The following is a 21175-nucleotide window of genomic DNA, read 5'->3' as shown; positions in this document are numbered from 1 at the left end:
AGCGTAAGTCTTTTTGTACGCGTGTTTATTGGCAGAGTTAGACCTTGGTCATTTAGAGCAACGTCTAGGCCAACTTAAAGGCTTGTTGAGACTAGGATTTGAAAGAGGCGTATGGGATTTTAGCTTGGTATTTGATGCCGTATTGCCGAAAATCGAGACGGTGCGACACGATTTTTATCGCACACTTGGGCAAGCAATTCTGGATCAGAACGAAGTCCCTGCTCTAGAGCGCAATTCAATCTGGCGAGATATCATCGAAAGAGACCCATTTGTAGTTGAATGAGATCGAGTGGGTACAATCACAACGGAAAAATTGTACCCACCTCAAATTTTGTCAGCTACCTTATCAAGCCTACCCTGAGAATTAATGGGTGTGTACGCTTGTTTTTCACGCTGCCAGCGATGAATGAAATACATGAAACCGGCCGCTATATCCTGCAATTCACCTGATTTACCATGCCTTACGGAATTTTTAGGCATAAGCCGGGCATACTTCCGTACAATATCGCTTTGATTTAGCAAAAAGAAGAATAAGCATGTCCATACAATGGTTCCCCGGTCACATGAACGCTGCGCGCAAGAAGGCAGCGGAAACCATGGAAAGTACCGATCTGGTGATAGAAGTGCTGGATGCACGTATCCCTCAGGCCAGTTGCAATCCTATGGTTGAGCAACTGCGCACCTTCCGCCAGCGTCCCTGTCTCAAGATTTTGAACAAGGCTGATCTGGCGGACCCGCAGGCAACCAAGGCCTGGCTGGATTATTTCAATGCCCAGAAAAATGTGTTTGCGGTAGCGATGAGCTGTAAGAAGCCGGCCGATGTCGCTAAAGTGCCTGGCTTTGCGCTCAAGCTGGCACCGCATCGCGGCGTGCCGACTAAGCCTTTACGCATGATGATCATGGGTATTCCGAACGTGGGTAAATCCACGCTGATGAATGCCTTGCTTAAAAAGCGGGTGGCGAATGTGGGCGATGAGCCTGCGGTGACCAAGACCCAGCAAAGGCTGTACCTCGGTAAGAACATGATACTGACCGATACCCCGGGTATGTTGTGGCCGAAAATTGAGCATCCTACCGATGGCCTGATGCTGGCTGCCAGCCATGCGATCGGTATTAATGCGCTGATCGAGGAAGAGATCGCGACTTTCCTGGCTGAGCTGTTATTGCAGCATTATCCGCAATCGCTGGTCAGCCGCTATGGCTTTCAGCTGGAAGGCATGGATGGTGTCGCTGTGGTGGAAGGGATTGCCAAAAAGCGTGGCTTTAAATTGAAAGGCGGCGACCTCGATTTCGAAAAAGCGTCCCATACTTTGCTGCTCGATTACCGCAGCGGTGCCTTGGGTCGCATCAGCCTGGAAACCCCGGCCAGCCGTGCGCATTTGCTCGCGACCTATGTGCCGCCGGTGTTGCTGGGGCAGGGCAAGAGCGTGCAAACGGGAATGGAAGAGCAGGAGCCGGAAGACGAGTAAGGTTCGTGCAATGCTAGCCCGCGCCACACTGAGCGTGGCAGCCCTGCGGCGCTTCTGCATTGCTTGCGATCAGGCTTACTTTTTGCCCATGACTTCGCTGGCAAATGTGACCAGATAATCCATCAGACCATGACTGGCTTTGACCGCCAGTTCAACATTGCCCTTGGCAATGGCTTTGGCAGCCAGCATGTGGCAACGCGCACCTTCCTCGACATCACCCGCATGCTGATAGGCATACCAGAAACGGCGGCATTGTATGACCAGCGGTACCACCGCCTGAACGGCGGATGGATTGCCGCAAGCTTCATGCACTATCGTGTCAAATGCCTGATCGGCCGCCATGTAAGCGCCCAGATCATGGCATTTGGCTGCGATGAGCATTTTGTCTGCCCAGAGCAGCATATCTTTTCTTTGTTCGGCAGTGGCGAGTTGAGCTGCCTGCTGCGCGATCAGGCCTTCTAATACGCGACGTGTCGCTATCACATTCATATATTCGCTGGCATCGATATCGCTGATCACCAGACCACGGCGTGGCATTTGTACGATCAGGCCATTCGATGACATACGCATCAGCGCTTCGCGCAGCGGGGTGCGGCCGAGGCCGGTTTTCTCTACCAACTCTGCTTCTACTACAGGTGAGCCCGGTCGCAACTCGAGTTTCACTATCATGCTTTCAATTGCATTGTATGCAATGTCGGCTGCCCGCATTTTTGGTGCATTAGCAGCGGAAAATTCTTGTTTTACGAGCATGTTTATTCCCTCATCTGTACCAATTTTTAGCGGCTCAGGAGCGGCACCTTGGCTTTAACGGGGATTTTACCTTGTTAAAAAATACAATTTCAATTATTTGCAATGTCGGAATGCCTGAAAGACAGCGCTGTCACAGAGTGTCACAGCATGACTCCCCGATGCTAGTCCCGCAGCTTGTTGTTCCTAGGCACATTTGTGTGCCGGATTTTGCGGGTGATTTTGTTGGCCTGAGGTATTTGGCTTGCCTATCAGGTATCCTGATGTCTGCAATCTTAATATATTAACGGCATGCGGTCAGACATGCTGGTGTGCAGAAAGGATGGAAATGGAAGAGGGCAGGCAGTATTCCGTACAGGATCAGCGCGCGTGGCTGGCGCAGCATGTAGCGGATGTGTTTTTCGCCGAGAGTCTGTTCGACTCCATGGGCGATATCGTGTTTTTCGTTAAAGATACGGCAGGGCGCTACATCGTGGTCAACCAGACTTTGGTCAGACGCTGTGGTTTGCGCGAAAAGTCTGCTTTGCTGGGGCGCAGTGCCGCAGATTTATTCCCCACTTCCTTAGCCGTCAGTTACGCGACGCAGGATGCGATGGTATTGAAAGGCGCAAAGGAATTACGCGATCAGCTGGAATTGCATTTGTATCCGAACCGCAGCCCGGGCTGGTGTCTGACCCAAAAGAAGCCGCTGCGTGATCAGGCTGGCGCCATCATCGGTTTATGTGGGGTATCGCGCGATCTGGCTGCGCCCGATCAACGCCATCCGGTCTATGCCAAGGTGGCAGCGGCAGTCAGCCACTTACATCAGCATTATGCGCAGACCGTGAGCATGGCCGAGTTAGTTGAACTGACCGGCTTATCGGTGGCCCAGCTGGAGCGCAATTTTCATAAGATATTTTCGCTGACGCCGCGTCAGATGATGGTCAAAATCCGGCTCGATGCGGCATCGGCTATGTTGTCGGCATCCGATTGCAGTATCACCGAAGTCGCGCTGGCTTGTGGCTATCAGGATCACAGCGCGTTTTCACGCGTATTTCGTGCCACCGTAGGAATGACGCCCAGCGATTATCGTGAAGTGATGCGTGACAGTCAGCCTGCGAACTGATGCGCGCAGGCTGCTTTCAGTTTGCAGGCTTAACGTATGCCCCAGATGAAGGGGTCGTGCTCGTTGAGTAGCAGTCTGGCTTCGGCATTCACAAAGGCTGAGCCGCGCAGGCTGGGTAAAATCCGCGTCCGTTCAGCATCGGCAAAACGATAGCTGGCTTCAAACACGCTGCCGATAATGCTTTCCTGACGCCAGACTTGTTGCTCTTTCAGTTTGCCATCTGCCGCCAGGCAAGCCAGTTTCGCGCTGGTGCCGGTGCCGCAGGGCGAGCGGTCGTAGGCTTTGCCGGGGCAAAGCACGAAATTCTTACTATGATTATTGGCAGAGTCGGCGGCGCCAAATAATTCTATGTGGTCGATCACTGCACCATGTTCACCGCTGATACCGGCTGCTTCCAGCGCCTGCCGCACTCGCCAGGCAAAATCCGTTAATTGTTCAAGCTGTGTCAGCTGCAGCTGCATTCCATGCTGATTAATCAGGAAAAACCAGTTGCCACCCCAGGCGATATCGCCGCTGACTGTGCCTATGCCCGGCACCTCGATGCTGACTGCATGGCGGTAGCGGTAGGCTGGTACATTATGCACCGTCACGCTCAGGTCTTCATGTAATTCAGCCTGCACGATACCGACTGGTGTATCGATGCGATGCAGGCCAGGTGTAATACGGCCCGCATGGGCAAGCGTGACCAGAAAACCTATCATGCCGTGACCACACATGCCCAGATAACCGACGTTGTTAAAGAAGATCACGCCGGCCACGCAATCCGGATGCGGTGAGTGACAGGCCAGTGCGCCGACCAGCACATCTGAACCGCGTGGTTCACACACCGTCGCAGTACGGTAATGGTCAAACTGAGTGCGGAAGATCTCCAGTTGCTGAGCCAGGCTGCCCGCACCAAGCGGCGGGCCGCCCGCCATGATGACGCGGGTAGGTTCGCCGCCGGTGTGGGAGTCGATAATGTCTATGCTGGTCATGATGGGCCTTAGGATTTTTTGCTGAGAGTTGATTGCTGATTGCTGATTGCTGAGTGCAGACGGATGCCGGATTGATGTCGAGCTTATCACCCACGCAGGCAAGCTGTCTTGATATGTTCACCAGCTCAGCTTGTGGAAATCGGCACAACAAGTCTGCTCAGGCAATTGTCGGCGTCTGGTCACAATTGCTGGCGTATCACGCAATTCCAGTGTGCGTTGGCGCTGTGCAATGGTAAAGTAGCGCCGGATATTGACCTGATGAACTCCCGGATTTTCTGATTGCATGACTCTGATTGCGCACCACTCTGCAGCACAACTCCCTGATGAGGTAAAATGGCGGCTGACGCTTGGGCTGCTGGTCTCTGTGCTCTTGCATGTACTGGTGTTATCGCTGCGCTTTGGCATACCGGGTAGCGGTCCGGCCGCAGCACTATCCTCAGCGCCGTCTGCATCTGAGCAACGTGCCGAAGTGCCGCAACTGGCCTTGCGTATCACCATGCCAGCACCGCCAGCGCAGAGTTCATCCACAAGCCCAGCCTCAGCCCCGGCTGAAAAAGCCCAGCCTGCATCGACACCAGCCTTATCTTCCATCGCAGCGCAAAGCAGGGCATCAGGCGTAGCCGTGAATGGCATACAACTGATCGCGCCGCGTCCGCCTGCTGTAGTACTTACGCCGCCACCAACATCCGCGAAAACGACTAAGACCAAGCGCGCTTATGCCTCTCAGGCGCCGGTTGCACCCAAGCGCAAGATAGCGCTGTCTGAAGTGAAGGCAGTCATCGCCCAGGATCAGTTCAGACTGGATAGTTTTGTGGTGGCTGCTCAGGCGCCGGAAGATATCAAGAAAGCGCCTGAGGAAGAAACCGAGCGGCGTCGCTTTCCTGATCCTGTCAGTCAGAGTGGTGAAGAAAAAGAGGATGATCCTGTCGCTGTCACCCCGGAGCGCTATCAGGCTGATGCAGAAAAACGTCAGCGCAAACAGGCCGAGCGTGAGCGCCAGTTAGCGGCTCAGCTCAGCGAGACTGCGGATATGCGCAGTCAGCAAACTTTGGTCAGCCAGATTCAGCAAAGCCAGAAAAGCGACATAGAGCAATTCCGCCTTGCTCAGGCCGAGACCGACCGTCGGGAACAGGAAAAAGCTGAACAGGAAAAGCGCGCAGCAGAACTGCGTGAACTGAAAAAACAGGAACAGGAAAAACAAGAACAACTGCGCCATGAACAGCAACTGCAGCAAGCACACACGGCTGCAGAAAATCGTCTGACCGAAATGCTGCAGCAACGCAGTCAGCCAGCAGTTGTTGTTGATGCAGGTTTGCAGCAGCAGCTTGCGCAGGATAAGCAGATGCGCGAGCTACAGAAAAATCAACGTAACGCAGCACTGCAGAAACGGGAGTTGGAACGCGAGCAGGAGCGTGAACGTGAACAGGAGCGTCAGCAACTGGCGCAACTGGCGAAGCAAAAGCAGGAGCAAGAGCAGGCCAGGCAGCAGTTGGCAGCGCAACAGCAGCGTGAGGCTGAGTTGCAGGCGGCTGCTAAAGCGGCTCAGGCTGCTCAGGCTGCTCAGAGCGCTGCGGTCCAGTCCAGTATGGCAGATAAGGCGCAAAGTCAGGCCCGGGCTGTACAGGTCATCGCTGGCAATAGCAGTGTCAGCCAGAATACTGCACCCGCACAGGGAATGGCGACCGCTGCTGGCGCAGGTGCAGGTGTATCAGCCCAAGCGCAGAACAGCCAGTCTGGTAACGCAAGCGCCGGCAGCAATGGTAACGCCACAATACCGGGTACCGGTAGTGGTAACGGCAGTGCCGGTGGCAATGGCAGCGCACTCGCAAGCGCCAGTCAGGCCAGTTTGCAAAGCGATCTGGCTAACCGTTTGCGCGAACAGGCACGCGGCTTGGATTTGCTGCGTGGTGCGCCGCCGGTACCGCGCGACTCAGTCGAGAAATCACGCCGCCGCAGTGTCTTCAGCACGAGTGAGCGCGATGTGCAGTTACGTGCCTATGCCGATAGCTGGAAACAGAAAATCGAACGCAATGGCAATCTGAACTACTCCAATACTGCCAGAGATAAAGCACGCGGAGACCCGATAGTCACAGTGTCTATCCGTAGTGATGGCACCGTAGAGGAGGTGACCATACACCGCTCCAGTGGCCGTATGGATCTGGACCAGGCGGTGCGCAATATCGTGCGCCTCAATGCGCGTTATGCGGCCTTTCCACCTGCGGTGGCGGCACAATACGATGTGATTGAAATTCGCCGTATCTGGAGTTTTGATGACAGCCTGCGCATACTGGAAGAATTGCGCTGATCAGCAAAATTGCATGAATTGCCCTACACTGGGGACAATTCACGAACAGGGCAGGACACTCTATGCATATCTTAATCACAGGCGGAACCGGGCTGATCGGCCGTCGTTTATGCTCAGCCTTGCTGGCGCAGGGACATCAGCTCACTGTTCTTACGCGTCGCCCGCATCAGCTGGCCGCATTGTGTGGTGCCGGGGTACAGGCGATGCAGGACCTGGAGCAATACACGCCCGAACTGGAGTTCGATGCCGTCATCAATCTGGCGGGCGAATCCATCGTCGATGCGCGCTGGACTGCGGCGCGTAAGCAATTGCTGCGTCTCAGCCGCATTACTTTGACTGAGCAACTGATGCACAAAATGGCGCAGGCCAGGAAGAAGCCTGCTGTGCTGCTCAGCGGCTCGGCCATTGGCGTGTATGGCAATCGTCATGACGAAATGATCGATGAAACTGCCAGTGCCGGTGGTGATTTTGGCGCGCAGTTATGCGTAGACTGGGAAGCCGCCGCAATCCCGGCAGCACGCTTCGGAACCCGGGTCTGTGTGCTGCGTACGGGCTTAGTGCTCGATAGTGCTGGCGGTATTTTGAAAAAAATGCGCCTGCCATTTCAACTGGGTCTGGGTGCGCGCATAGGCGATGGCCGTCAGTGGATGAGCTGGATACATGTCGATGATTATGTGGCCATCATGCTCAGATTGCTCACAGATGAGCGTGCCAGCGGCTGCGTCAATATGGTCGCGCCAGAAGCTGTGACGAACCGTGAATTCACGCAGTTACTGGCGCGCAGTCTGCAGCGTCCGGCCTGGCTCTTCACCCCGGCCTGGGTACTGCAACTCGCATTGGGGGAGTTGTCGGAATTGCTGACCGGTGGCCAGCATGTGCTGCCGACCCGTCTGAATAAGCTGGGATACCAGTTCAGCTATCCCAGCCTCTTGCCTGCATTACAGCATCTGAACCGTCAGCATGCCTGAAGGCGCTTGATGACTGCGGCTTACTGAGGCTTACGGCAGGGCTGCCGGGTTTGCCAGGTAATTCGTCGTCAGAGTTTTGAACTGGCCGCCATCGGTATTGATACTGGTCTGATTCACTTCACCGGTGCTGAATACCACGCCCAACCCGCCTGCCGCCACCATTTCAGACGCATGGGTCAGGAAGTAGCGCGCACGGTTATCACGCCATTTACCGGCGCTGCCACCGGCAACTGCAGACGGTACACCAAGCGGAGTCTGCCACCACAGCACGGGTAATTGCAGGCCAGTGTTATACGATTTGGCGAGCGCAAAATGTTCAGTGAAATTAGGGGATTTGATATTCGCTTCATCCCAGTACCAATTCGTACCGGCGCGCTGGCAATAGCTGGGCTGGGGAATCGCTTCAAAGCAACCGGCATCGCGGTCCAGCGTTTGCATCACGATGAAATCGGCTTTGTCTGCGCCCAGTTTTTGCATGTAGCCGAGTGCCGTTGAATACAGATCACCAAACAGCGCCGGTGGAAAACCCACGTAGGCATTGGGTGCATATTTACGTGCAATTTGTACCAGGCATTGCGCGAGTCCGGCGACATGATTGCCCAACGTGCTGCAATCGGCATCACTGTTCACCAGTGCGAACACCGTAGCCGGGTCGGCATTGGTGGACAAGCGTTGGGTATAGCCCCAGAAATCCGGCTCAAAATTCACCAGTACCGGTTTGCCATAGGTTTTAATTTGCTGGAACAGCAGACGCACATTATTCCAGTAACCAGTCATGAAAGCCTGATTCGACAAGCCCGACAGATTGCCATCACCATTGCTGGCCATCTGATACAGCGTGAACATAGGCACAGCGCCCAGGGTATCGGCGTTTTTAGCGACCACCTGCACATAGGCGCCGCTTGGACTGTTCCAGGTAGGCCAGGAACCTGCACCTACACCATTCAGATACTGATCATAAATATCAATTTTCAGATTTTGTTTCTGGACATCGGCCAGATCAGCCGAACCCAGTCCGACCAGCATACGGCTGGACTTGCCCAGCTTGGCGGCCAGCACTGCGGCTTTCTTTTCCAGCGTAGTCGGTGGTGTGACCGGAGGCAAAACCGGGGGTATTACTGTGTCACCGCCGGAGGCGCTGCTGCCCCCGCCACCGCAGGCGGTCGCGATCAGCAGAATCAACAGGGATAACAAATAAGGAGTTTTCATGACAGATTTTCCGGTGTGATGCTGGTGACGAAATTACTGACATGATAGTCTAAGCCTGCGCAATGCGCCTTGGATTAAGTAAAATCCGCAGTGCCCGGTGGTTGGACCTGTTAGTCCGTACTACTGTACTTCTCCGCTAGTTTGTAAGGTTTGCATGAGTTCTCGTGAAACTTGTCAGCACTGTTTACGTGCTGTCAGAAATTGTATCTGTCCTTGTGTCAGACCTGTCCATACCCGCCATGAATTATTGATATTGCAGCATCCGCTGGAGATCAGTCATGTCAAAGGCAGCGGACGCTTGCTGCATCTGTGCTTGCCAGGATCGTCTTTGATACTGGCGGGTGAGCAGTTTGAGCAGGCGGCACTGGCACAGGCTTTGCACGGAGACTGGCATAGCAGCACAGCGGCGGCACAGCAGTCAGGCAGACTGACCGTCTTACTGTATCCCGATACGACGGAGTCTGAGGCGCAGGACTTGCACAGCCATGGCAGCGCCTGGGAACCGTCTGCCAGTGAGCCACCGCTCAGATTAGTGGTGCTGGATGCGACCTGGCGTAAGAGCCGTAAGATGTTGTATCTGAATCCCTTATTGCAAGCGCTGCCGCGCTGGAGTCTGCGTCAGATGCCAGCCTCGCATTACCGTATCCGCAAAGCCCATCAGCCCGATCAGTTATCGACGCTGGAAGCCAGCACCTATGCGCTGATGGCGTTGCAAGCCGAAGCCGATTTCAGCCCTGTGCTGCAAGCTTTCGATCAGATGGTGGAGCAGCAGTTGGGCTGGATGCAGCAAAGCCGCTGAGTTTCAACTACGCGCAGCCAGATGAAAAAAGCCCCGCCAGTGTTGAGTCTGGCGGGGCTTTTTGCTATGAGCAGAACAGAATTACAGCATGACGTTCAACAGGGCGTTACCGATACCCATCAACGCCGCACCCGAAATCAGACCGGCACAGATAGGTTCACAACCTTCAACCCAGAACTGGTGACCGGAAGTGCCTGGTTCAGGATGTTTGCGGCCCATCCACCAGAACGCGGCAGCACCCAGCCACATGGCCAGACAGGCTTCTGGCGGCAAAACCACACCGAGGCCAATCGCGACTGCAGACAGAGGGATTTTGCCCTTGGTGATCATTTTTCCACCTTCTATCACCAGCGCTGCCAGTGCCGCTACCACCATGGCGATAATCGCCGAAGTCGGCAAACTGCTCACGCCTTTGGCGATCAGTTCCGCCATACCTTTCCATTGCATTGCAGATGGATGCGAGAAGCGGTCGCTGACGATAGTCGCCGTATCACGTATGCCTTGTGCATCGGCAGGCAGGAACAGCAGGTAGTAAATCGGGATACAAGCCAGTGCGCCAGAGATAATGCCGATCACATGACCGATTGCCTGCTGACGTGGTTTCGCGCCCAGCATATAGCCCGGTGTGATATCAGACAGCAGATTGGAGGCATTCGATGCCACTTCGGCAGTCATACCGGCCGGGATCATGTTCGATGCCGGATTGGTACGGTCTATTACGCCCATGGTGATCTGCGTGATTTTGGACAGTGCACCCGTCGGCGACCAGGAAGTCAGTGCCATGGAGTTAGCGCAGATCACAGCCAGCAGGAATACCAGCGGTAAGGCGGCGAAAGTCAGCACCATAGGAACGCCGAAAAAGCTCAGATTCAGCCAGGCACCCAGCAGACTGAAGGCTGGGATACCGATATAAGAAACCATCAGCGGCAGTTCTATATGTGCCAGTATGTCCGGGCCTTTGGCGACAGACTTTTGTTTGCCCAGGGATTTGAACAGGCTGGTAAAAATTTCAGGCTTGGCAGCCAGCGTGACTATAGAGCCGACCACCATGATGGAGACGGCCCACCACAGACCCCACTGGTTCAGAATCTCAACGCGGGAGATAGGAACCAGCTTACCGTTCGGTGCGATACGTTCAACGATATCGCCTCTTTGTATCATCAGTGGTCCGAGCAGCGCGAAGTTCAGCAAGCTACCCAGCAACAGGCTGCTCGCGACGCGTATACCCATCAGGCCACCGACGCCGAACATGGCGGCGTCAACCGTCAGGCGCAGACCCAGTGCACGGAAATCCACACCCAGGATTTTGGGTATCCACAGGTCGTACTTCACGGCCAGCTGGTAATAATAGGTATCGATGCGTTCCTGTAAATGCCAGGCTTCAGTCATGCCTGCCCACTTATCCATTTGCAGCACTTTGAATTGCAGCAGCTTCATCCAGCCATCGCTGATCAGGAATTGATAAGCACCGGCCCATAAGGTGGTCAGGCCCAGCAATCTGGCCTGACGCATACCTTCTTTGCCATCACCGGAATACAGGGTGTCCAGCACCACGCCGCAGGCGCGGCCTTCGGGAAACGGTAACTGATCTTCATTGATGAAGCGGCGCTTGAGCGGAAACGCAACCAGCACGCCCAGAATAGAGCAGACCACCATCCAGATCAGCATTTGCCACCACGGGATGATTTGTCCGGTCACGAGCATGTAGGCGGTAATCGGTGCCACCATAGGCATGGTCATATAACCGGCAGCCGTGGCGATAGATTGGGCGCAGTTATTTTCCAGTATCGTAAAGTCTTTGGCGACGCCGGTCTTCGACAGAATTCTGAACAGCGCAAAGGCCAGAATGACCGAGGTCAGACCTACACCGATATTCACGCCAGATTTTGCCGCGATATACAGCGCTGTCGCGGACAAGATGCCACCTAATAAAAAACCGGTCAGGGCGGAGCGGAAGGTGAGTTGTGGCATATCGCCACGGTAAACGTTTTTGAACCACCACTCGTCCTTTTGGGCGCGAGTCCAGGTCCGGATCTGCTCTTCATTCAGTTGTTGCAGGGCCATTGTGTCTCCAGGATCAGGAAGTCAGACTGGGCCAGCACGGATAATATTGCAGCTTGTCGACAATGCTGAGGCGGCGATTGCTGGCACGCTTATGCGTGCTCGCTTGGCCGGAACAGCTTTGTGTCCAAACTGCGTATTAATCGTGTGGCATTGTTATAAAAACGAGTAACCGGTATTCAGTCCTTACCGCGACTTTCTGCCGATTATGAAAATTTTCTTTCAGAGGCGGCAGTATCTTAGTCTGTGCTCACTGTGTCAAGCACGCATTCAGTACCTAAGACTATGCTGCCAGCAGACTGTTGCGCAGCATCGCAGAAGGGCTGTAGTCATCCGCTAAGACTGTGGCAAAAAGCAAAAAACCCCGCATTGCTGCGGGGTTTTTCAGTGTGCAGGCGAGTGTCGCTTGCGACGGCTATTACATCATGCCGCCCATGCCACCCATACCGCCCATACCACCCATGTCGCCCATGCCGCCAGCTGGTTTGTCTTCAGCCAGTTCAGCAACCAGTGCGTCAGTTGTCAGGATCAGAGCAGCAACAGAAGCCGCGTTTTGCAGAGCAGAACGGGTTACTTTTGCCGGGTCCAGAATACCCATTTCGATCATGTCGCCGTAGGTGTCGTTAGCAGCATTGAAACCGTAGTTGCCAGAGCCGTTCACGATTGCGTTTACAACAACGCTAGGTTCGCCACCGGCATTCGCTACGATTTCGCGCAGCGGTGCTTCGATCGCTTTCAGAACCAGCTTGATACCTGCGTCCTGATCTGCATTGTCGCCTTTGATTTCGCCAGCAGCAGCACGTGCGCGCAGCAGAGCAACGCCACCACCAGGAACCACGCCTTCTTCAACCGCTGCGCGAGTTGCGTGCAGTGCATCTTCAACGCGTGCTTTCTTCTCTTTCATTTCAACTTCAGTTGCAGCACCAACCTTGATCACAGCAACACCGCCTGCCAGTTTGGCAACGCGTTCTTGCAGTTTTTCACGGTCGTAGTCAGAAGTTGCTTCTTCGATTTGAGCGCGGATTTGTTTTACACGTGCTTCGATACCGATAGCCTGGCCAGCGCCGTCGATTACGGTAGTGTTTTCTTTACCGATTTCGATGCGTTTTGCCTGACCCAGATCTTGCAGAGTTGCTTTTTCCAGTGTCAGACCGACTTCTTCAGCGATAACCTGACCACCAGTCAGGATAGCGATGTCTTCCAGCATTGCTTTACGACGATCACCGAAACCAGGTGCTTTAACAGCAGCTGTTTTCAGGATGCCACGGATGTTGTTAACAACCAGAGTTGCCAGTGCTTCGCCATCTACGTCTTCGGCGATGATCAGCAGTGGGCGGCCGGATTTAGCAACTTGCTCCAGAACTGGCAGCAGATCACGGATGTTGGAGATTTTTTTGTCGAACAACAGGATGAACGGGTTTTCCAGAATAACCGCTTGTTTTTCCTGATTGTTGATGAAGTATGGGGACAGATAGCCACGGTCGAACTGCATACCTTCAACGATGTCGAGTTCGTTGTTCAGGGATTTGCCGTCTTCAACTGTGATCACGCCTTCTTTGCCGACTTTGTCCATTGCGTTAGCAATGATGTCGCCGATGTCAGCGTCAGAGTTCGCGGAGATAGAACCTACCTGAGCGATTTCTTTAGAAGTGGTAGTTGGCTTGGACAGAGTTTTGATTTCAGCAACCAGTGCGGAAACTGCTTTGTCGATACCACGTTTCAGGTCAGTCGGGTTGAAGCCCGCTGCTACATATTTGAAGCCTTCACGTACGATAGCTTGTGCCAGTACGGTAGCTGTTGTTGTGCCGTCACCAGCATTGTCAGATGTTTTGGACGCAACTTCTTTCACGAGCTGTGCGCCCATGTTTTCCAGTTTGTCTTTCAGTTCGATTTCTTTAGCAACGGAAACGCCGTCTTTAGTCACTGTAGGCGCGCCGAAAGAGCGTTCCAGAACTACGTTACGGCCTTTAGGGCCCAGAGTAACTTTTACTGCATTTGCCAGAACGTTAACACCGTTCACGACCTTAGCGCGTGCGTCATCGCCGAATACGACTTGTTTTGCTGCCATGTTAATTCTCCAGAATCTTGAGGATATCTATCGTGCTATAGAAAGGAATTACTTCTGTACGATCGCGAAGATGTCTTCTTCACGCATTACCAATACTTCGTTGCCGTCTACTTTGACGGACTGGCCGGAGTATTTGCCAAACAGAACGCGGTCGCCAACTTTGACTTCCAGTGCGCGCACTGTACCGTTATCCAATTGCTTACCTGCACCAACGGCCAGTACTTCACCTTGGTCTGGTTTCTCTGCTGCTGCGTCAGGCAAAACGATACCGGAAGCGGTCTTAGTTTCTTGATCCAAACGTTTGACGATAATGCGATCGTGCAGGGGACGAAGATTCATACTAACTCCTAAAATAATTACAAAAGTAAAACTACCGAAGTAAAACGAGGCTTACAGCACAACCAGTTGCAAGACTGAAAGCATTGCGCGGTGTTGCGTAAGGCCTATCAGCAAACAAACAAAAATGTGCGCCTTAGATGGGTGCCGTATTGCCACTTTCAAGCCCTGAACATGCAAATTCGCATACGTATTCGCTGCAAATCCATGTCATGCCAGAGCGCACATCCCATCCACGGCCAGATTGCCCGCAATGCTGAAACCCTGAGATTTTAACATTGTTAGCACTCTCTTGTGTTGAGTGCTAATTGTAGGGGCGAGGTCAGGCTTTTTCAAGAGTTGGCTTTGTGTGCCGGATGCGATGTACGGTGTGTCGAAATTCATTTAACTTTGAATTTTGGTCACTTATCTTTGAACTATTGTATGAATCCACTTAGCTTGGAACTCTGTTCAGCTAAATTGGAACTACTCAGGACGCTAGCACATTTTTCTGCCCAAGTAGTAGAGCTGGTTTAAGTTGCTATTATGGCTAAGAAATATGTTAGCTGTAATTGCATGCAGTGTAATGGTTGTTAACTTCGAGGCTTCCTAAGATACGTGAAATGATGGCAACATAGCTTGCGCAGCAGACCGAGATCCAGAGCTTCAACAGTATTGAAGATATTCGCGCCCTGAATAATTTCGTAGAAAGCAACCCTTTTCCTAGTCCGATTACAGGCGTCAGGGATATGTTGTTTTCTGCTTTGAAGCCGCGAAATCGACTTTGCCATAGTTTTTTCCGCGAACACAATATCAGATGATTTTCTGAAGCAGGCAGGAGTATTATGCTCAACGATCTAAATGGGATACATGCTTGCCTTCTTAATGTATTTTAAACAGTTATCTTTATTAGCCAGGTTGAATTGGATTCAATGTTGGAAAATGCCCCATTCGCAGATCCAGTCTCTGTTGATTTTTTCCGACAGCCATTTTCCAATTTGTTTCAAATTCAGGTTCTCAAGAAAATCGAATAATGCCCCGACCTGGTCGATGTCGCTGTTACGCAGCTCCGTTACCGAGTCTAAAGAAAAATAACCACATTTTTAAGCTTCAATATGCATAAATATCTCTTACTTTTTCTGCTATTTTCCAGTACCGCTTTTTCCCAAGAAAAGGTGTCAATACCAACTCCAGCCAGATCGGAACCGATAAAGGTACCGGTAATATCTTTGCGGCCAACTGATGCGCCCTATCCCAAAGAACTCTCTTCGAACGGAGTTCAGGGAACTGTAGAGGTTTTAGCTATATTCGATGCTGATGGTAAGCCTGTTTCTGCATCCGTCTTGCAAACTTCTCGCTCTGAAAAACTGGATCTGGCAGCGATTGCACTGGTGAAATCATTGACGTATAAGCCAGGTGAAACAAAACAAGGAACATCTTCCACTGAAGTATTGATTCCTATCGAATTTTTACGTGATTCTTTTTTGAGTCTTCCTCAAAAATTATGTAAGGAGTTTAATGTTGACTTAGAGTATTTTAAATCCACTTTCCCTGAAAAAAAATTACAGGAAATGAGTGTGGTCAGTCTCTCTATCGGTTATCTTGTATTAGCTGGGAATCCATCGATTGAAAAAAAGATTGCGTTGGCAAAGAGTGTTAAGGAAGCAGTTCCGATGGCTATTTCATCTTGCTCCTCTCAACCTGAAACCAAATTTTTTGAATCGTTTAAGCAAGCAGTTAACGAGCTCATAGCTAAAAGTGCTCACTAATATCAAGGTCTTGCTCGAACTGGTATGCGCATTGATACACACTGTACCAAAGCAAAAATTAACCGCACTAGCCAGATGCAAATACAGCCTTCTTTAATTTTTAAGAAATGTGAATTTTATGGGAAAAGAACATGGCTTCGTTAGGGTCTGGAGTGCCCTTTTTGCAGGTGCGATTTATGGGTTATCAATACGTTTGGGTTTCGAGGCTAAAAGTCTTGCTCCATTTTTCCAGATTGTATCAACCGCTTTTTTAGTAGTTACCCCGTTTTGTGTCGGTGCGATTGCTGTCTTGCTATACGCAGGTAGTGAACATATTTCTTTAGGAAAGCAGGCTGCTATCTCCGCCGTTACCATGATGCTATTTTTGGTGGCAATGTTCGTGACCTTGCTGGAAGGGCTTATTTGTCTTGTACTGGTCGCGCCGGTATTCCTGATCGCTTCAGTACTGGGTGGCCTCATTGCAGGCTTTATACACAATAAACTTAAAGTTAAGCGTTCATCTTTATCTGCTTTTGTCATTTTACCGCTTTTACTTGGCCCAATAGAGGCAAACCTGCCTGTAGAAAGCAGTGAACAAATCGTAAGCTCCAGCATACAAATTCAGGCGCCGCCGGAAGTTGTCTTCGATCAGCTTGCAAGTGTTCGCGCGATAGATCCTAAGGAATTGGGTTTTTCATTCGTACATATGATTGGTTTGCCTCGCCCCTTAGAGGCAGAAATGAATGGAGCTGGTGTCGGTAGCGTCCGAACTTCGCGGTGGGAGAAGGGCGTCAGTTTTCAGGAGGTGATTCAAGAGTGGGATCGTCCCAAGCTATTGCGCTACCGCTTCCATATTCCTGCGGGTTCGATACCCAGAGATGCGTTGGATCGCCATGTTGAAATGGGTGGAGAGTATTTTACTGTGCTCGACGGTGGCTACGAATTAACGACAAATCAGAGTGGTGCTACAGAGTTAAAACTGACAACTCACTTCCTCAACAAATCACAGCTGAAAATTTACGGTGATCTTTGGGGGAAAATGGTGCTGACCGATTTTCATCAATCTATACTAGGTTTAATGAAGAACCGGGCTGAAAAAGCAAACAGCTTATTGAACCAGCCTGTCACTTACGGTCGAGATTGAAATCCAGCAGTCGTAAAACGTAAAAGAGTCAGATTACCCGGTCTCAAATCAATACTCAATTTTTGAGGAAAATTATGACTCAAGGTCTTGCTTCCTGCAGTTGTGGTCAGCTCACTGCGACAGTCACTGGCGAGCCGGTGCGGGTTTCGATTTGTCATTGCCTGGCCTGCCAGCGGCGTACCGGCAGCGTGTTTGGTCAGCAAGCCAGATTTTTGCGTACGCAAGTTGTCCTGTCCGGGGCATCGACGGTGTATGTGCGGGTGGCGGATGAGGGCGCCCATATACGCTTTCATTTCTGTCCTACTTGCGGGGCTACCGTCTATTATGAACCGCAAGGGTTGGAAGACTATCTGGCCATACCGGTCGGTGCATTTGCTGATCCGGCTTTTCCTGCGCCCCAATTTTCTGTGTATGAAGAACGCATGCATAGCTGGGTGATTCCTCCGGCTGGGGCGGAGCAACTACCCTGACTGTTTTTCAGCATTCGCAGAGCGGTGATGCTAATTTGGGAGGCAATATGGGGGCGATGACTTTGGATGAACACTGCATCGTTATGGATGCGAAACTGACTGCCACACCCGTGGCGCACACGCCAACGATGTATCAAGAGCTTGATGCCCGCTTTGCGCAATTTCAGGGATGTGTGCTGCTTTCCCAGCATAGGTTTACCGAAGATTGGACTTGTTGGGAAATGCATCCGCATGGTGATGAAGTGCTGTATTTGTTGGCCGGGGCAGCGAGCTTATATCTGTACGTGAACGGCGCAGAGCAGTGCGTGGAATTCCGGCAAACTGGCAGCGTGCTGGTGATTCCTAAAGGCGTCTGGCATACCGCGAAAGTTGAAGCAGATTGCACGATACTGTTCATCACGCCCGGTGAGGGCACACGCAACGGGCCGGACCCGCGTACCCAGAGCAGTTAGGAAGTTTTTTTGACTTCTTCAGGCTATATTTTGCATGTCATTTATTTGCTTTTCAGGTAAGATTTTCTCCTGCATTCCAGTGCCATCCGCGCGGAAGTAGCGGGCATGAATCGAAAACTTTGAAAGGTGAACCGATATGATGACATCGACCCGGCGTGAAGCAGCGCTGCAGCTGCTGGAAGCGACAGGCATGCGTAAATCCAGTTACGCGCCACCCGGCGTGCTGTTGCTCTGGCGTCTGGGTATCGATTGTCCGCCACCCCATTTCGCCAGGTTCTGGTCTGTGTTGGTGTTGTCTGGCGTGTATTTCGGAATTTTTTGGGGGCTGCTGATGTGGCTGTTTATGTGGCTGTCTAGTGCTGCGAGCAAGTCGCTGCTATTTGCCTCCTTACCGCTCGCAGCCTGCTTTGCAGGCGGCTTTTTTGGTCTGGGGATGGCGATCTATTACGCATATGGCCGCAAAAAATATCAGCTACCACTTTGGGAAGACGTGCAGTGATTTTCGCTTCCAGCAGCCATCACTCTGACAACTTTGAAATCTGATTTTCCCCTCCTATGAAATCACCATTTCTGCTCCTGATGCTGATTCCGCTCACTTCCTGCTATGCGCTGAATCAGGAGCGCTTTACTAACTACGCTACTGAGGCGGTTCCAGCTGGGACAGCATGGAATCAGGCAATAAGCCGCCTGGCGGCAGATGGTTTTCGCTGTGAGGCGGACGGTGCTGTAGCCACGTTGAGCTGTACCAGGCTGCGCCAGAGTTTGTTGCCTTATACCTGTATTGAACGTATTCAGTTGCAGCCGGATGCGGAGAAAAAAATTGTGGACACAGTCAAAGTGCCAGCGATAGCTTGTGCCGGTTTGTAGCTGACAAGCAGATCAGAGAATGTTGACGGCGCAATGACAAAAGGCGGATGTCCATGAATACGGACATCCGCCTTGGTTTTACTGCCTTGCTTTATGCGAGATCGAAGCGATCGAGTTCCATCACTTTGTTCCAGGCTGCGATGAAGTCACGGATGAAACGTGCTTGTCCATCGCTGCTGCCATACACTTCGGCCAGTGCACGTAATTGTGAGTTGGAGCCGAATACCAGATCGACCACGGTGGCAGTCCATTTCAATTCACCACTTTGACGATCACGGCCTTCCAGTACGCCTGCATTGGTGGATTGCTTCCAGCTGGTACGCATATCGAGCAGATTAACGAAGAAGTCATTGCTCAGTACGCCAGGACGTGAAGTCAGCACGCCATGCAGACTGCTGCCGGTATTGGTGCCTAACACACGTAAGCCACCGATCAGTACTGTCATTTCCGGTGCGGACAAGGTCAGCAACTGGGCTTTGTCGAGCAAGAGTTCCGCCGCGTGACCCGCCAGTCCAGACTTGGCGTAGTTACGGAAACCATCAGCGGCTGGCTCCAGTACTGCGAACGAATCGACATCGGTCTGCTCCTGGCTCGCATCCATGCGGCCTGGTGTGAATGGCACCTGCACCTGTTCACCAGCCTGCTGTGCTGCGGCTTCTATGCCTGCGGCACCGGCCAGTACGATCAGATCCGCTAAGGACACTTGTTTGCCACCAGTCTGCGCTGCATTGTAGGCTTGCTGTATCGCTTCCAGCTTGCCCAAGACTTTTTGCAATTGCGCAGGTTGATTGGCTTCCCAGTTTTTCTGAGGCAGCAAGCGGATGCGCGCACCATTGGCTCCACCGCGTTTATCGCTGCCACGGAAAGTGGATGCCGATGCCCAGGCGGTGCTGACCAGTTCGCTGACCGACAAGCCGGTCGCCAGTATCTGTGCTTTCAGCGCGGCGATATCCTGTGCATCGATCAGTGCATGCTGACGGGCTGGAATCGGATCTTGCCAGATCAGGGTTTCTTGCGGTACCAGATGACCGAGGTAGCGGCTGACCGGGCCCATATCACGGTGGGTCAGCTTGAACCAGGCGCGGGCAAATGCATCTGCTAACTGCTCAGGATGCTGCAGGAAGCGGCGTGAAATCGCCTCATACGCAGGATCAGCACGCAAGGCCAGATCAGCCGTAGTCATCATCGGTGCATGGCGCAGGGCCGGGTCATGCGCATCCGGCACAGTAGTGCGGGCGGCCGGATCTTTTGGCGTCCATTGATGGGCACCGGCCGGGCTCTTAGTCAGTTCCCATTCATAGCCGAACAGGGTTTCAAAATAGCCGTTATCCCATTGGATAGGATTCGGTGTCCATGCGCCTTCAATGCCGCTGGTGATCGTGTGTACGCCTTTGCCGCTGCCGAAACTGTTTTTCCAGCCCAGGCCTTGTTCTTCGATACCTGCGCCTTCCGGTTCAGCGCCCACTTGCGCCGCATCGCCTGCACCATGGGCTTTACCGAAGGTGTGACCACCTGCGATCAGGGCCACGGTTTCTTCATCATTCATCGCCATACGGGCAAAGGTTTCGCGTACGTCACGGGCGGAGGCGAGTGGGTCAGGATTGCCGTTCGGGCCTTCCGGATTTACATAGATCAAACCCATCTGTACTGCTGCCAATGGTTTTTCTAATTCGCGATCCCCGCTATAACGCTGGTCTCCCAGCCATTTTCCTTCTGAACCCCAATAGATATCCGCTTCTGGCTCCCAAATATCAGGGCGGCCACCGGCAAAACCAAAGGTTTTAAAGCCCATGGAATCGAGTGCCACGTTGCCGGCCAGGATCATCAGATCGGCCCAGGAAAGGTTCTTGCCGTATTTCTGTTTGATTGGCCACAACAGGCGGCGCGCTTTATCCAGATTGCCGTTATCCGGCCAGCTGTTGAGTGGCGCAAAACGCTGGGCACCGGCACCGGCACCACCGCGGCCATCGGTCACGCGATAGGTACCGGCGCTATGCCAGGCCATGCGGATGAAGAAAGGACCATAGTGACCGTAATCGGCAGGCCACCAGTCTTGCGAGTCGGTCATCAGTGCGTGCAAGTCTTGTACGACTGCGTCCAGATCGAGTTGTTTGAAAGCTTCTGCGTAGTTAAAGTCCTCACCCATAGGATTGGCACGCGCAGAGTGTTGATGCAGGATGCTGAGATTGAGTTGATTCGGCCACCAGTCAGCATTAGAAGGGGCTCCGGCTACCGTTTGTTGGCGGGCACTACCTGAAAAGGGGCACTTGGCTTCGTTCGACATTTTGTATCCTTTGGTGAGTTGTTGTGTACTGCCAGAGTCATTCTAGAGATGCGCGTGTTTTAGGTCTATTTGATTAAAAATATCAATTCAATTGATTTTTACTATTGACTGCGCTCACTGCGCTGACTGCGCGCTTTGAGTGTAGCAGTCGGGTGTTACTTCCGCGTGTAACTGAAAGGGAATCGCTGCA

General features: G+C 52.5%; 19 protein-coding genes. 11 read left to right on the top strand and 8 right to left on the bottom strand.

Going from position 1 to position 21175, the window contains the following annotated elements; genetic code table 11:
• The first annotated feature begins 536 nt into the window (after positions 1–536).
• Positions 537–1469, top strand: coding sequence for a ribosome biogenesis GTPase YlqF (gene ylqF, locus H8K43_RS09615; protein WP_186903620.1), 933 nt, complete (start codon positions 537–539; stop codon positions 1467–1469).
• Between the two features lie 75 nt (positions 1470–1544).
• Here ylqF and H8K43_RS09610 read toward each other — a convergent pair whose 3' ends face one another.
• On the bottom strand, positions 1545–2219 hold the full coding sequence (locus H8K43_RS09610; RefSeq protein WP_186903619.1) for a GntR family transcriptional regulator: 675 nt from the start codon (positions 2217–2219) through the stop codon (positions 1545–1547).
• A 319-nt stretch (positions 2220–2538) separates the two neighbouring features.
• Between H8K43_RS09610 and H8K43_RS09605 the strand changes: the two genes are divergently transcribed.
• A complete protein-coding gene (locus H8K43_RS09605; protein ID WP_222611001.1) occupies positions 2539–3321 on the top strand; it encodes an AraC family transcriptional regulator in 783 nt (260 codons plus the stop codon).
• 29 nt (positions 3322–3350) lie between these two features.
• Here the strand turns inward: H8K43_RS09605 and H8K43_RS09600 are convergent, their stop codons facing one another.
• Together H8K43_RS09600 and H8K43_RS09595 are read right to left on the bottom strand one after the other, a co-directional pair.
• On the bottom strand, positions 3351–4295 hold the full coding sequence (locus H8K43_RS09600; RefSeq protein WP_186903618.1) for a 4-hydroxyproline epimerase: 945 nt from the start codon (positions 4293–4295) through the stop codon (positions 3351–3353).
• Between the two features lie 117 nt (positions 4296–4412).
• On the bottom strand, positions 4413–4580 hold the full coding sequence (locus H8K43_RS09595; RefSeq protein WP_186903617.1) for a hypothetical protein: 168 nt from the start codon (positions 4578–4580) through the stop codon (positions 4413–4415).
• Between H8K43_RS09595 and H8K43_RS09590 the strand changes: the two genes are divergently transcribed.
• Both H8K43_RS09590 and H8K43_RS09585 read left to right on the top strand, forming a co-directional pair.
• Positions 4579–6600 carry a TonB family protein gene (locus H8K43_RS09590; protein WP_186903616.1) on the top strand — a complete coding sequence of 674 codons (2022 nt, stop codon included), beginning with the start codon at positions 4579–4581 and terminating at the stop codon, positions 6598–6600. The genes H8K43_RS09595 and H8K43_RS09590 overlap by 2 nt on opposite strands.
• 62 nt (positions 6601–6662) lie before the next feature.
• On the top strand, positions 6663–7568 hold the full coding sequence (locus H8K43_RS09585; RefSeq protein WP_186903615.1) for a TIGR01777 family oxidoreductase: 906 nt from the start codon (positions 6663–6665) through the stop codon (positions 7566–7568).
• 30 nt (positions 7569–7598) lie between these two features.
• Here the strand turns inward: H8K43_RS09585 and H8K43_RS09580 are convergent, their stop codons facing one another.
• Positions 7599–8777: a hypothetical protein gene (locus H8K43_RS09580; RefSeq protein ID WP_230403802.1), complete on the bottom strand. Its 1179-nt coding sequence runs from the start codon at positions 8775–8777 to the stop codon at positions 7599–7601.
• A 154-nt stretch (positions 8778–8931) separates the two neighbouring features.
• Here H8K43_RS09580 and H8K43_RS09575 point away from each other — a divergent pair, with 154 nt between their 5' ends.
• The gene (locus tag H8K43_RS09575) at positions 8932–9576 is read left to right on the top strand and encodes a tRNA-uridine aminocarboxypropyltransferase (RefSeq protein ID WP_186903614.1); all 645 of its coding nucleotides are present in this window, start codon (positions 8932–8934) and stop codon (positions 9574–9576) included.
• Between the two features lie 81 nt (positions 9577–9657).
• Here the strand turns inward: H8K43_RS09575 and H8K43_RS09570 are convergent, their stop codons facing one another.
• From H8K43_RS09570 to groES, 3 genes are all read right to left on the bottom strand, one after another.
• The gene (locus H8K43_RS09570; protein WP_186903613.1) at positions 9658–11640 is read right to left on the bottom strand and encodes an OPT family oligopeptide transporter; all 1983 of its coding nucleotides are present in this window, start codon (positions 11638–11640) and stop codon (positions 9658–9660) included.
• A 415-nt stretch (positions 11641–12055) separates the two neighbouring features.
• A complete protein-coding gene (groL, locus tag H8K43_RS09565) occupies positions 12056–13705 on the bottom strand; it encodes a chaperonin GroEL (RefSeq protein ID WP_162021342.1) in 1650 nt (549 codons plus the stop codon).
• Positions 13706–13753: 48 nt separating this feature from the next.
• Entirely contained in the window at positions 13754–14044 is a 291-nt protein-coding gene (groES, locus tag H8K43_RS09560; RefSeq protein WP_162021341.1) for a co-chaperone GroES, read from the bottom strand.
• A 1091-nt stretch (positions 14045–15135) separates the two neighbouring features.
• Here groES and H8K43_RS09555 point away from each other — a divergent pair.
• From H8K43_RS09555 to H8K43_RS09530, 6 genes are all read left to right on the top strand, one after another.
• Positions 15136–15789 carry an energy transducer TonB gene (locus H8K43_RS09555; RefSeq protein ID WP_186903612.1) on the top strand — a complete coding sequence of 218 codons (654 nt, stop codon included), beginning with the start codon at positions 15136–15138 and terminating at the stop codon, positions 15787–15789.
• Between the two features lie 118 nt (positions 15790–15907).
• Positions 15908–16912 carry an SRPBCC family protein gene (locus tag H8K43_RS09550; RefSeq protein WP_186903611.1) on the top strand — a complete coding sequence of 335 codons (1005 nt, stop codon included), beginning with the start codon at positions 15908–15910 and terminating at the stop codon, positions 16910–16912.
• Positions 16913–16986: 74 nt separating this feature from the next.
• Positions 16987–17382, top strand: coding sequence for a GFA family protein (locus tag H8K43_RS09545; RefSeq protein ID WP_186903610.1), 396 nt, complete (start codon positions 16987–16989; stop codon positions 17380–17382).
• Between the two features lie 47 nt (positions 17383–17429).
• Entirely contained in the window at positions 17430–17834 is a 405-nt protein-coding gene (locus H8K43_RS09540) for a cupin domain-containing protein (protein WP_186903609.1), read from the top strand.
• A 136-nt stretch (positions 17835–17970) separates the two neighbouring features.
• On the top strand, positions 17971–18333 hold the full coding sequence (locus tag H8K43_RS09535; protein ID WP_186903608.1) for a DUF6404 family protein: 363 nt from the start codon (positions 17971–17973) through the stop codon (positions 18331–18333).
• A gap of 56 nt (positions 18334–18389) precedes the next feature.
• Complete coding sequence (locus H8K43_RS09530) at positions 18390–18701, top strand: hypothetical protein (RefSeq protein WP_186903607.1); 312 nt, start codon at positions 18390–18392, stop codon at positions 18699–18701.
• Positions 18702–18792: 91 nt separating this feature from the next.
• Here the strand turns inward: H8K43_RS09530 and katG are convergent, their stop codons facing one another.
• The gene (gene katG, locus H8K43_RS09525) at positions 18793–20985 is read right to left on the bottom strand and encodes a catalase/peroxidase HPI (protein WP_186903606.1); all 2193 of its coding nucleotides are present in this window, start codon (positions 20983–20985) and stop codon (positions 18793–18795) included.
• Between the last annotated feature and the right edge of the window lie 190 nt (positions 20986–21175).

This window comes from Cognatundibacterium curvum (assembly GCF_014284235.1).
Classification (GTDB): Bacteria; Pseudomonadota; Gammaproteobacteria; order Burkholderiales; family Burkholderiaceae_D; genus Undibacterium; species Undibacterium curvum.
This window is presented reverse-complemented; position numbering and strand designations above follow the sequence as displayed.

Bases quoted from the DNA above. Each gene is read 5' to 3' on its own strand.
- H8K43_RS09530 (WP_186903607.1), top strand. From the start codon at position 18,390: ATGAAATCACCATTTCTGCTCCTGATGCTGATTCCGCTCACTTCCTGC.
- H8K43_RS09600 (WP_186903618.1), bottom strand. From the start codon at position 4,295: ATGACCAGCATAGACATTATCGACTCCCACACCGGCGGCGAACCTACC.
- H8K43_RS09610 (WP_186903619.1), bottom strand. From the start codon at position 2,219: ATGCTCGTAAAACAAGAATTTTCCGCTGCTAATGCACCAAAAATGCGG.
- groES (WP_162021341.1), bottom strand. From the start codon at position 14,044: ATGAATCTTCGTCCCCTGCACGATCGCATTATCGTCAAACGTTTGGAT.
- H8K43_RS09545 (WP_186903610.1), top strand. From the start codon at position 16,987: ATGACTCAAGGTCTTGCTTCCTGCAGTTGTGGTCAGCTCACTGCGACA.
- H8K43_RS09540 (WP_186903609.1), top strand. From the start codon at position 17,430: ATGGGGGCGATGACTTTGGATGAACACTGCATCGTTATGGATGCGAAA.
- H8K43_RS09555 (WP_186903612.1), top strand. From the start codon at position 15,136: ATGCATAAATATCTCTTACTTTTTCTGCTATTTTCCAGTACCGCTTTT.
- H8K43_RS09585 (WP_186903615.1), top strand. From the start codon at position 6,663: ATGCATATCTTAATCACAGGCGGAACCGGGCTGATCGGCCGTCGTTTA.
- H8K43_RS09595 (WP_186903617.1), bottom strand. From the start codon at position 4,580: ATGCAATCAGAAAATCCGGGAGTTCATCAGGTCAATATCCGGCGCTAC.
- H8K43_RS09575 (WP_186903614.1), top strand. From the start codon at position 8,932: ATGAGTTCTCGTGAAACTTGTCAGCACTGTTTACGTGCTGTCAGAAAT.
- ylqF (WP_186903620.1), top strand. From the start codon at position 537: ATGTCCATACAATGGTTCCCCGGTCACATGAACGCTGCGCGCAAGAAG.
- H8K43_RS09550 (WP_186903611.1), top strand. From the start codon at position 15,908: ATGGGAAAAGAACATGGCTTCGTTAGGGTCTGGAGTGCCCTTTTTGCA.
- H8K43_RS09590 (WP_186903616.1), top strand. From the start codon at position 4,579: ATGACTCTGATTGCGCACCACTCTGCAGCACAACTCCCTGATGAGGTA.
- H8K43_RS09605 (WP_222611001.1), top strand. From the start codon at position 2,539: ATGGAAATGGAAGAGGGCAGGCAGTATTCCGTACAGGATCAGCGCGCG.
- H8K43_RS09570 (WP_186903613.1), bottom strand. From the start codon at position 11,640: ATGGCCCTGCAACAACTGAATGAAGAGCAGATCCGGACCTGGACTCGC.
- H8K43_RS09535 (WP_186903608.1), top strand. From the start codon at position 17,971: ATGATGACATCGACCCGGCGTGAAGCAGCGCTGCAGCTGCTGGAAGCG.
- H8K43_RS09580 (WP_230403802.1), bottom strand. From the start codon at position 8,777: ATGAAAACTCCTTATTTGTTATCCCTGTTGATTCTGCTGATCGCGACC.
- groL (WP_162021342.1), bottom strand. From the start codon at position 13,705: ATGGCAGCAAAACAAGTCGTATTCGGCGATGACGCACGCGCTAAGGTC.
- katG (WP_186903606.1), bottom strand. From the start codon at position 20,985: ATGTCGAACGAAGCCAAGTGCCCCTTTTCAGGTAGTGCCCGCCAACAA.